Consider the following 10989-nt stretch of genomic DNA (forward strand, 5'->3'; position numbering starts at 1 on the left):
CCCATAGCCATTGCTTCAGCTATATTGTATCCAAAGCTTTCATGTATACTCGTCGAGAGTACGTAATTTTTGTCTTCTAGAAATTGCTCGACATTGTCAACCCATCCTAGGAGCTTAACATTCCTTTCTAATCCTGCTTCTTTAATGAAGTAATTGAAGTATGAATAATAGTTCAAGTCTTGGAAATCACCAGCTACAGAGAGATTATACCTGTTATCGATTTGTTTCAAATATCCTATGACTTGGAGCCAAATAGCCGGCTCTTTCCTATAGTTTATATGTGCTACAACTGCCAAGTTGTATCCTTTGTTCCTCGGTCTATATCTAAATTTATCTAAGTTCAGACCATTGAGGACCACCACAATTTTATCTTTGATGAATTCGTAAACTTTGGGATGATAAGTCTTTATCTCATTTTTCATATGATCCGCCACTAATATTAGCTTGTCTATCTTGTCCCAATTAATTCTCGAAAGAAATGTGTTTGATAAAGCTTCATACCTATGCAACCTACAAACTATTTTCTTTCCTTTCTTTTCCAACTTGTTAGTCACTTCAACCGCTAGTTCATTCGCCCATTCGAGCCATACTATATCCGCCCATCCATATGCTTGAACAATTTCATCCCAATTCGTTGATACCACAAGTTTGATGTTGTAAACCTCTCCAAGTATATCTGCTATGTCATGGATAAAACTGTCTAATCCAGGAAGGCATAGTATAGCAATATTTATATCTTTGTGGTATTGCCTTTTAATCTCAAGGTATTTTTTCTTCATCTCTTCTACAGATGAAATTTCTGATGCTTTTCTGTAGTAATAAAGCGCCATTGGAATATTACCTTGAGCAAGTTGCGTGTCACCAAGCAAGTCATATACTGCCCAATCTTTACTGTGAATTCTCAAAAGATAACGCCACGATTCTTTGTAATCTTTTTTGACAAACAGGGCTTTTCCGTAGTTGAAAAGCACATCAGAGTTTATCGGGTCAAATTCAAGCGCTTTTTTAAAATGTTCAATTGCTTCGTCCAACTTACCTTCATAGTAATGTATCATCCCAAAGACGTTTTCTTTTTCAAGAGAACCACGTAGTTTTTCTGCAATCTGCTTTGCTTCTGCAACTTTTCTCTGGGAAAGCAATTTCATGATTTTTTGTAACTGTTCCAACTGAAACACCTCCTAATTAATACAACAAACGTTTTTGTTCTTCAATCTTATTTTACCTTAATCTTATTTTACCTTTCTTCTCGTATTCTAATACGTAGTTTAATATATTGGAAGGAACAAATTTGCTATATGTATTCTTGCGTTCATACCATAGGAAGGTATGATTAGATGAATTAAAGATAACGCCAGAATACAGGTTATTAGGTATCTTCAGAATTTACAAACTCAAGGAAGCACTTAAGTTCAGAAATCGTCTCGGACATCCATTCCTTTCTATCAAAACCCAGCGCGACAACTGAGAAAATACGTTCTCAAATTAATGACTATCGAGAGCGATGGTAATCACCCATAATGCAGTTTGCCTTAGGATACGCGTGCAATGATTTTTATGAAACAAAATTAGAAAGGAACAAGTGTTTCCACCTTTTTCAGCTCAACAAAAGCCCTGTAAAACAGGAATTAAACAAAAGGATGAAACTGATATGAGAAGGGTTGTAGAAGTGACAAACGTCAAGAAATCCTTTGGAAAACTTCGGGTACCTGACGGTGTTGATTTCCACATGGAGGAAGGTGACTTCAAGATCATTGCCGGTGAAAACGGATCAGGAAAGAGCACCCTGCTGAAAATCATGATAGGGCTTTTGCTTCCCGATGAAGGGGAAGTAAAGTTCTCGGCATTGACGTGAAAAGAAACTTTCTGCAAGAATAGGAGTTGCGCTTGCAAACGAAAGAAGCCTGTACTGGAAGCTCACTGCCTGGGAAAACCTCGATGTATTTGGAGGAATACACGGTGTTCCAAAGAAGGTCAGAAGAAAAAGGATGGAGGAACTCCTCGAAAGGTTCGGTTTGCTCGAATACAGAGACAAACCTGTTGAGGAATTCTCAACGGGAATGAGAAAAAAGTTGATGGTCTGCAAGGCACTGATCTATGAGCCGCAAATTCTGTTTCTCGACGAGATACTCAATGGTCTGGATCCGTCTTCAATACGCGAAATGGTGGATTACCTGAGTGAACTGAACAGAAAGGGGCTGACCGTTCTCATGGTGAGTCACGTACTCCACGCACTCCCTGAAGATGCAGGGGTTGCCCTTCTCAAAGATGGACGGATTCAGATGGAAGTGAGATACGGAGACATAAATAACAAAAAAGGTGAAATATACGAGGTGTTTGAGAATCTCATCAAGGGACGGGATGCAGATGAGGAAGATGCTTTATCTGGTCATGAAGGAAATGAAAATAAGGCTTAAATACAGATTCGTTTGGGTTAATATGGCCTTGACTCCCTTTTTTATCATAGGACCCTATGCGTTTTCTTCCAAAATTGCCGATGTAAACTTGCTTGCAGAGAGTGTAATGATAGGAGAACTCCTCTGGTACTGGCTGAATCAATACTTTTTTGGGGTAGGGGATGGGTTCACAGAGGAAAGAGAGGAAGGTACTCTCATTTCTGTGGTACTTGCTCCAATCAGTCTTTTGGCTTTTTTGTTCTCAAAATCCATTGACACATTTCTCATGAATCTGCATATAACGTTTTTCACATTGCTTTTCCTTGCCCTATGCGGTATAAATCTTGAAATTCATCTTTACTTTTGCTGGTGGTGAGCGGCGTGTACATAACATTCTTTTCGATATTTTTTGCGGCGCTGTCACTGTGGAAAAAGAGAATCAGAAGCATAAATTCCACCGCCCAGTTCTTTTTTGGAATTCTCTCAGGTATGGTCAACCCGGTTGAAAACTTTCCTTCCTATGTTCGATTCGTTTCTTACATGATACCGCTCACCTATCTCATATCTATGGGAAGAAGCATGATGAAAAACGGGAATATGAGTGGCTTTGTTTCGCAACTTTTGATACTAACAGCTTTGAGTTTTACCTATCTGGTCCTCGGAGTATGGCTACTTAGAAAAGTAGAAAACGAGATTCGAAGAAAAGGAGAATGGGAAACGTGGTGAGAAGTTTGTATCTCGCGAAGGCCAGTTTCCTGAGTGCAAAAAGATACAAAATAGACTGGTACGGCGCCTTCCTCACACTTCTTTTAACGATTATACCGGTTGTTCTACTCTATTACCTTGGCACAAAATCAGGGCTTGTACGGTTTTTTTATGGTGCAACGAACACGAAGAACATCATTGGATATCTCCTGCTGGGTGCGGCTACTGGAACTACGTTGAGGTCCTCTGGGCTTTCAATCTGGCGTGGGGTATTTTCATTGATAGTTTGAAATCACTCGGGCGTTTCTATTTTCATAACATCCTTCAACCTTTCCCAGGGAATGAGAACTTCTGGCAATCCGCTCACATAAGGTCCAACTTCGTATGGCATGTATTTGACAACAAGTCCTTCCTTTGTGATGAGAAAGGGCCTTTCCGAAAGATCGTCCTTCAGCACAGTGTCTATGGCACTTGAACACATGGAAAGTACCATTATCAACATCTTTTTGTCTTTTTCAGAGAGTGTTTCATCTTTCTGCACTTTCTCTATCTGTTCTTCTCTGTAGGACTTTCCTTCTTCTTTGTACTTCCTGTAGAGCTCTTCAAAGAACTCATCGGAAAACTCCCTGTCTGTGGGAATGAAGAATGGATCTGGATGCTCGAACATGTATCTCAGTATCTCTTTTTTGATGACCTTCTCTGCCTCCGGCTTGAAGACGTCTTCGTATCTGAGCTTTCTGTAATTCACGAGATCGATGTTAAAAGTCTCACAGTAAGTCATTCCATGTGCTCCACCTGTGTAGCGGTAGTAGTAGAGAATGAAACTGAGATATCTGGGGGAAACGTACCTGATCTCATGAGAAACGTCTGCGATATATTTGAGCATCAAGTTCGCTTTGTACAGCTCTTCATCTTTATCTTTCATCTCTTCTATTTGTTTTCTTGCCTCTCTTGCCCAGAGTTCTATATACTCGACGAACTCCTTGGCAGACTTCTCCACTTCGTAATTCAGAAGCATTTCGAACCAGATGTTTCCCAGATTTTTAAACCTCGGAATCTCGATGCTGGACTTTCCCATCATCGTATCTTCACCGTAGTCATCTTTCACTATTTTCACAACTTCGATCTCTGGGATGTCAGAGGCAATTGATACTGAGAAGAAAAGACAGGAAAGCAGGAGGGGAAAAAGGAAACTTTTCATAGCCTGATACCCCCTATTTCATGAACAAAAAAGACTATCCTGACAATATTATAAACACGCCAGATTTGTGTATCAAAAAAATAAACCCCGAGGGAACAATCCCTCGGGGTTTCGTTATGGATCTGGTAGCGGGGGTGGGATTTGAACCCACGACCTTTGGGTTATGAGCCCAACGAGCTACCAGACTGCTCCACCCCGCATCGTCTAGATCCACTTCCATAATATAGCATTTCTTTCATTGGCTGTCAAGGGGAGGAGAGGAGCTGTTTCAAAAATAACGTGAAGGTATAGAAAATAAAGCAAAGGAGATGATAAAATCTCCCTTGCTATGAGGAGAATAAACCTTAAAACAATCATCAAGTTAACTTGCTTTTTCTACTCCAAAATCATACCCCATCTTTCCAGGTTTTCAGGCAGGGGAAGACCAAGGATTTACCAAGACCATCAGATCATCTTCATGTTACTCATAAAGGAGGTGTTTTTTCTCTCCTTCAGAGAAACTATCATTCTCTCCAGAGACTACTTCGAAAATGTACTTCCCTCAGGGATTTCCTTTACAGAGCAAGTAAGCTAAAGCATATCCTGATAAAGTTCATTCACGATTACCTGCAGGGAAATATGGCTATGGTGTTTGCTCTTGTGAGGTTTCTTGCCTACAACATGTATGTGGCATATTTTTTGCTCATTTTTATATCGTCTTATCTTGTTTCATCTCGAGATCTCTCCCCCTTCACGAGAATTTTTGTAACACCGCCAGAGGTACCTGTTTTCTTTCCTTGAAGAATGAACGGTTGAACGATCAGAGTGAACGTGGTTCCCACTCCGATACCCAAAATCATGAGAAGTGAGATGTTCTTGAAGAGAGCAAGTTCGGAAAAGAGCAAAACAGCAAATCCAGCGATCAGACCGAGTGCATTCGTGAAAACAGATGGCCCCACATTTTTGATGACCAGGTAGGGATCCTTCAGTCTTCGCTCTTCAGATGCAATGTGGATCGAGTAGTCTATCACGAGTCCCATGAGTATACCGGACGTGATCGAGGTGGAAACGTCAAGACTGATACCAAACAATACCATGAAAATAAAGTTGAACACCGTTGTGAAGGCTATAGGTACCATCACACTGAGCGTGGTGAGAGGCCTTCGAAAGATGGCAATCACCATGCCGAAGATCATAATGGAGGCAAGAACAATGCTCTGTAGCTGCGATCTGAGGATACTCTCGTTTATGTCGTTCCAGATCAACACAGACCCTGCAACGTAGTGTTGCCAGCCTGTTCTCTTGACGACATCGCCGATCTGCTTTACAACCTCCTTTGCGTGCTCGTATCCTTCTGGGGTGAGATTGATGATGAGTCTTATCTTGTTTCTGCCCCCAACGAAGGTTTTCAAAAAGGGATTGGTTCTGGAGAGGGCGTACATTATTGGAACAGGAATGTCAGCAGGGAAGATAACACTGGATACATACTCACTCTGTTCTATCTCCTCAATCAGTTCTTTTATCATCTTTGAATCCGTTCCAACGAAGAAGGTTTTCTTCTCCAATACTAGATAGAGAGGCTCTCTCATATTGAATTTGTTCACTATAAAATCATAGGCCTTTCTCAATTCTGAGTTCTTGTTGAAGTAAGATACCATGTCTGACCCCACTGGAATCCTTGTCAACAGAAACGGTGACAGCCCGGCCACGATCAGAAAGACGATGAGTACCACTGTTGCCGCTTTTCTCCCCACGTACCTCATTCCAAGGCTTCTGGGGGATTTTTTCGGAGAATAGCTTCTGAAGAGTTCCACGCCCGAAGTGAAGATCACAAGGACTACAACAGCAAGACCTGCTGAGACCAGTATTCCAAGTTCTCTGAAGGCTCTTATATCTATGAATATGAAGGACATGAAACCCGCTGCGGTAGTGAGCATCGAAAAGAGAATAGGCTTGAAGATGTGCCTGATCGCTTCTTTTCTATCTTCGAATCTGAAGAGGGCATTGTAAAAGTGTAACCCGTACGCAGAACCAATGATGAGGAGGAAAGAGATGGTCATCACGGTCATTGTGTTAAGGGATTTCCCCACGGCAAAGAACACAGCGAAAACGAAAAAGGTGGACAGTACGGGAACGATCAAGGAAAACAACGCCGCTCTGAAGGACCTGAGCTGGTAATAGAAAAGAAGAAAGATAACAAGGAACATGAATACAGGATAAACGAAGGTCTGCTTCACAAGCTCTTCAAAAAGGGAACAGTCCAAAACTGGCTCTCCGAAGAGGTAATTTTTCTCAAAGTACCTGGATACAACTGTTTTTATCTCCGGGATCTTTTCCCTTGCGTTCACATCCTTCTTGAATATCACGTTCAAAAGGGCGCACTTTCCATCCTTTGTTATGAAGCTCTCTGAACTGGGATCTTCTAAAATGTCTTTCGAGATAACACCGTTTTCGAAGTAACTCTCCAGTCTGAAACCAGAAAATCTTGGGAGGTTCACAGGACTCATCACACTGGAGACGTAGTTTTTCTTCTCGAGTTCTCTGTGAAGATCATAGAGTGTCCGTGCATCTTTGAAGAAACTTTCAGGACTTTCGACCACGATCACGATGGAAGAACTTCCACCAAAGTCTCGATTCACTTTGAACAGATTTTTCACGTTCTCGTTCGTAGTCTTTTCAGGATCTCCGTTGTAGCCAGGAAGGAAGACCTCAGGACTGGTCTCTATCTTTCCCAGCGAGAAGACCATCACGAAAGAAACGACAACGAGCGCTATGTATACGATAGTGAAGATGTAACCTTTCATTCGCTCGATCCCTCCCTCGACAGAGCTTCAACCATTCTCTCGAACCCTTCGCTCACAACACGGAGATCTTCCTCGGAAAACTTCTCGAGAACCGATCTCACAAGTCTGTCGAAGTTGTAGAGGATCTCTTTGAACGTTCTCCTTCCTCTCTCCGTTAATATCACTCTGAAGGTTCTTCTGTCGTCTGGATCCATTTCTCTTAACACGAGACCTCTTTCTTCTAAGGAATCCACCACATTTGTAACGTTGCTCCTCGTTGTGGAAAGAAAATCTGCTATCTCCTTCATCTTCTTCGGACCAAAGAGCGCTATGTATAGAAAGGCGTAGAGCTCTGTCGTTTTCATGTTGGAGATCTCTTCGCTTGGTGGTAGAAACCTCGAGAACTTCATCACCAGAGAAAAGAGTGTTCGCAGGATTTCCAAAGAATCCACACTCTCACCTCCAGTATTTAGACTGTTCACTTAAGAAATAGTTCAATTATTTTACTAAATGGTTCATTTTCCGAACCATCTGATATAGAATCGTAGTTGGTGATGAAGATGAGATACTCACTTTTGAAGAATTATCTTTCGAGTGAAGAAGTACCAAAAATCAGAAAAGAGTTGATAAAACTCGCCCTTCCGGCAATGGGCGAGAACGTTCTTCAAATGCTCTTTGGTATGGCGGACACTGCCTTCCTGGGTCATTATTCATGGAAAGCGATGAGTGGTGTTGGACTTGCAAATCAGATCTTCTGGGTAGTTCAAGTTGTCCTTATAGCTGCCAGTATGGGGGCTACCGTCACAATAGCAAACGCCCTCGGAGCTGACAACAGTCGGGCATTAAAATCTCTGGCTTGGAACGGTATCTTCCTTGCCATCTTCACGGGAGTTGTTCTCACCTCATTCTCGATGTTCTCCGATGGCTTGGTAAACTTCTTCCCGAATCTGGAAGGCGAGATAGAAAACGCTGCAAGAGAGTATTTAAAGATTATTCTTTCCGGTTCTATGGGTTTTTCCATCATGGCTGTGTTCTCCGCGATGCTGAGAGGATTGGGTGATACGAGAACTCCCATGATCGTCACAGGGGTCACAAACCTTTTGAACATCTTTCTGGACTATGCCATGATCTTTGGAAAATTCGGTCTTCCTATGTGGGGCGTTCGAGGAGCAGCGATCGCGACGATTCTGTCAAGATTTGTGGGAAGTGCCATTCTCACCTTCGTGATTTTCAGAAAAGAAGAATTCCAGCTCAAAAAGGGTTATGTTCTTCCCAGCTGGAGCGTCCAAAAAGAAATTCTCCGCGTTGGTTTCCCAACCGCCATTGAGAATTTCGTTTTTTCCACAGGAGTGTTGATATTTGCCAACATCCTACTCATGGCAGGAGCAGAAGCGTATGCAGGACACAGAATAGGAATAAACGTGGAATCTCTGTCCTTTATGCCCGCGTTTGGAATTTCAATCGCTATTACAACTCTTGTGGGGAAGTACAATGGAATGGGTAATAAAAAGCATCTCCTTGGCATTGTAAGGCAAGGATGGATTTTGAGTTTAATCTTTCAAGTGACAATGGGGATTATCATATTCCTTTTTCCAGAATTTTTGATAAGAATATTCACAAACGATCCTCAGATAATAGAAATCGCCAAGCTTCCTGTGAAGGTGATAGGATTGTTTCAGCTCTTTTTGGCAACAGAATCCAGTATGAACGGAGCATTGAGAGGAACAGGTAACACTATGCCGACGATGATAATCACCTTCGCTTCCATATGGGCGGTGAGACTTCCTGTTGCCTACATGATGGTAAAGTACTTCAATCTTGGTCTTCTTGGAGCATGGATTGGTATGATATCAGACATCATCTTCAGGAGCACCCTGAAACTGATCTTCTTCCTTTCAGGAAAATGGGAAAAAAGAGCCCTCATCACGAGAAACAAAGTAAAGGAACTCAGCTGATTTTTCTGTAGGCCACTTCTTCTTTCAAGGTAAGACCTCATAAAACCACTGTTTTGCTGAGATGCGGTGGCTCATCGGGAGAGATTCTTTTAATAACCGCTTTTTCATATCCAAGTATGTGTGAGGGAATTGTCCTCAAAAACGCGGATCGCCAATCGTTTGGAACAGGAACATCCCCATTTTCTCCTATCTCAATCACTGTTGCGCGTAAGTTTTCAAGCTCTTTTTTTAATTTCTTTTCCTGTTCGTCCATCCCTTCAACCTTATGAATAAAAACGAGCGTGTTCTCATTTGTTAAAGCTTTTGGGCCGTGTCTGTATTCCAAAGTTGAATACGCTTCAGAAAACGTTGTGGACATTTCAATGCACTTTAGAGCAGATTCCAAGCTTACTCCAAAAAACTCTGCTATACCAAGAAAAACAAAATGATCGTACTTTTCAAGAGACACATCCTTTATAAACCTCTCAGAAAGCTCGAAGAACCTTCCAACGTAATCGATCAACTCTTCGTAGAGTTTCAAGGAATTCCCGGCAAGTTTATCTGCTATGATCATGAAGCCAAGAAGTAGCATGTTGAAAGACTTTGTCATAACAATAGCAGATTCCTCTATTGGGAACACAAGAGAAAAGTCACTTTCCTTTGCAAGTTTAGAAGATTGCTCTATTGTTACTCCAACCGTGGTGTAGCCTTTTCGTTTCAAAATATTTTTTGCCATTAGAACCTCTGTGGTGTTTCCAGTTCGTGAGAAGAGAAATACAAGTCCTTTATCTGGTATTTTGGAGGCTTTGTTGAATGCTACTTCACCGGCGGGAATTACCTTTGTTTTAACCCCTAGCACCCTCTCAAAATAATGAGAGATAATGAAAGCAAGATTATATGAGCTTCCACATCCCAAGAAGAGAAACTCCTTCTCTAGGTTCTCCTTCAAAGTTTCCAAAAATTTGTGATCAATTATTTTCGGAACAGCCTCTTCAAAGAAAGTTTTCAACTCTACTTTTTGATCTTTTATTTCCTTCAAAACCATGGATATTCCTCCTTTGCAGAAGTATTCACTCCTTTAGTATTTCACACCTCCTGCTATCGCGTTCACTATGTATCTTTGAGCAAAGAGGAACAAAATAATCACAGGTAAAATAGAAAGAACAATGCCCGCAGCGGTGTACCTGAAGTTCACCTGAAATGTACTGTTTAAATAAACCAGCGCAACTGCTAAAGGATACTTGTTCGAATCGGACAACACCACAAGCGGCCAAAGAAAGTTATCCCACCAAGTTATGATCTGAAATATAGTAAGTGTTGCTACATCTGGTTTTATAAGGGGAGTTATTATTCTCCACCAGATATAAAGTTCACCTGCTCCATCAATTCGTGCTGCATCCTCGAAACTTTTTGGAACACTCAAATATGCTTGACGGAGCATGAATATTCCAAAAATAGTAACTGCTTGGGGGAGTACCACTCCCATGTAAGTGTTGAGTAAACCCAATTTCTTCAACGTGAGATAGTTTACTATTAGGGTATTTTGAACAGGTATCATCATGGGAAGCAATATTAGAAAAAGTACTATCCTTTTTCCTTTGAAATCTATTCTGGCAAGAGGATATGCCACCATAAGAGAAAATAGAACGTTCAAAAAAGTTCCAATACCTGCAATTATGATTGTGTTCAAATAATATCCTCCAAGCTGGACAGTTTTCCATGCTCCTACGTAATTTGCAAAAGTTGCGGGCCAGGGAAACAAACTTGGAGGATATTTATAGACGTTGCCCCCCGCTTCAAGGGATGTTTTGAATATCCAATAAAATGGCCAGAATGAGAGAGCCGCAAAGAAAGAAAGAACAACGTACACCACAATTTTTCTTATAGTATTTTTACGCATAATAACTCTTGAGACCTCCTTCTCTAAAGATGAAGAAATTCAAAAGTGAAAAAGCGATAACAACAAAACTGAAAAGAACAGCAGCAGCGTTGGA

11 protein-coding genes and 1 tRNA gene are annotated in these 10989 nt (G+C 41.4%); 5 read left to right on the top strand and 7 right to left on the bottom strand.

All coding sequences use genetic code 11. The features are described 5' to 3' along the window. Positions 1-1166, bottom strand: a 1166-nt coding sequence (locus J7K79_RS08120) for a glycosyltransferase (protein WP_296907355.1), incomplete at its 3' end; no start/stop codon positions are given. A 482-nt stretch (positions 1167-1648) separates the two neighbouring features. Between J7K79_RS08120 and J7K79_RS08125 the strand changes: the two genes are divergently transcribed. From J7K79_RS08125 to J7K79_RS08140, 4 genes are all read left to right on the top strand, one after another. Then, a complete protein-coding gene (locus J7K79_RS08125) occupies positions 1649-1852 on the top strand; it encodes an ATP-binding cassette domain-containing protein (protein WP_296907358.1) in 204 nt (67 codons plus the stop codon). A 49-nt stretch (positions 1853-1901) separates the two neighbouring features. Next, complete coding sequence (locus J7K79_RS08130) at positions 1902-2414, top strand: ATP-binding cassette domain-containing protein (protein ID WP_296907383.1); 513 nt, start codon at positions 1902-1904, stop codon at positions 2412-2414. Between the two features lie 360 nt (positions 2415-2774). Then, positions 2775-3119 carry a hypothetical protein gene (locus tag J7K79_RS08135; RefSeq protein ID WP_296907361.1) on the top strand — a complete coding sequence of 115 codons (345 nt, stop codon included), beginning with the start codon at positions 2775-2777 and terminating at the stop codon, positions 3117-3119. Then, a complete protein-coding gene (locus J7K79_RS08140; protein WP_296907363.1) occupies positions 3104-3388 on the top strand; it encodes a hypothetical protein in 285 nt (94 codons plus the stop codon). The genes J7K79_RS08135 and J7K79_RS08140 overlap by 16 nt, the downstream gene beginning before the upstream one ends. Before the next feature lie 2 nt (positions 3389-3390). Here the strand turns inward: J7K79_RS08140 and J7K79_RS08145 are convergent, their stop codons facing one another. The 4 genes from J7K79_RS08145 to J7K79_RS08160 all read right to left on the bottom strand — a co-directional run bounded on the left by J7K79_RS08145 (position 3391) and on the right by J7K79_RS08160 (position 7513). Next, the gene (locus J7K79_RS08145) at positions 3391-4299 is read right to left on the bottom strand and encodes a DUF3298 and DUF4163 domain-containing protein (RefSeq protein ID WP_296907365.1); all 909 of its coding nucleotides are present in this window, start codon (positions 4297-4299) and stop codon (positions 3391-3393) included. Positions 4300-4422: 123 nt separating this feature from the next. After that, a tRNA-Met gene (locus J7K79_RS08150) sits at positions 4423-4499 on the bottom strand. A 498-nt stretch (positions 4500-4997) separates the two neighbouring features. Next, positions 4998-7082 (bottom strand): MMPL family transporter, encoded by a 2085-nt coding sequence (locus J7K79_RS08155; RefSeq protein WP_296907368.1) that lies wholly within the window; start codon positions 7080-7082, stop codon positions 4998-5000. Further along, entirely contained in the window at positions 7079-7513 is a 435-nt protein-coding gene (locus J7K79_RS08160; RefSeq protein WP_296907372.1) for a MarR family transcriptional regulator, read from the bottom strand. Before J7K79_RS08160 ends, J7K79_RS08155 begins: the two co-directional genes overlap by 4 nt. Before the next feature lie 108 nt (positions 7514-7621). Between J7K79_RS08160 and J7K79_RS08165 the strand changes: the two genes are divergently transcribed. Further along, complete coding sequence (locus J7K79_RS08165) at positions 7622-9016, top strand: MATE family efflux transporter (RefSeq protein WP_296907375.1); 1395 nt, start codon at positions 7622-7624, stop codon at positions 9014-9016. A gap of 37 nt (positions 9017-9053) precedes the next feature. Here the strand turns inward: J7K79_RS08165 and J7K79_RS08170 are convergent, their stop codons facing one another. Both J7K79_RS08170 and J7K79_RS08175 read right to left on the bottom strand, forming a co-directional pair. Continuing rightward, positions 9054-10040 (bottom strand): SIS domain-containing protein, encoded by a 987-nt coding sequence (locus tag J7K79_RS08170; protein WP_296907378.1) that lies wholly within the window; start codon positions 10038-10040, stop codon positions 9054-9056. A 33-nt stretch (positions 10041-10073) separates the two neighbouring features. Then, complete coding sequence (locus J7K79_RS08175) at positions 10074-10865, bottom strand: carbohydrate ABC transporter permease (protein ID WP_296907381.1); 792 nt, start codon at positions 10863-10865, stop codon at positions 10074-10076. Positions 10866-10989 lie beyond the last annotated feature (124 nt).

The sequence above is a fragment of the Thermotoga sp. genome, from assembly GCF_021162145.1.
GTDB lineage: Bacteria > Thermotogota > Thermotogae > Thermotogales > Thermotogaceae > Thermotoga.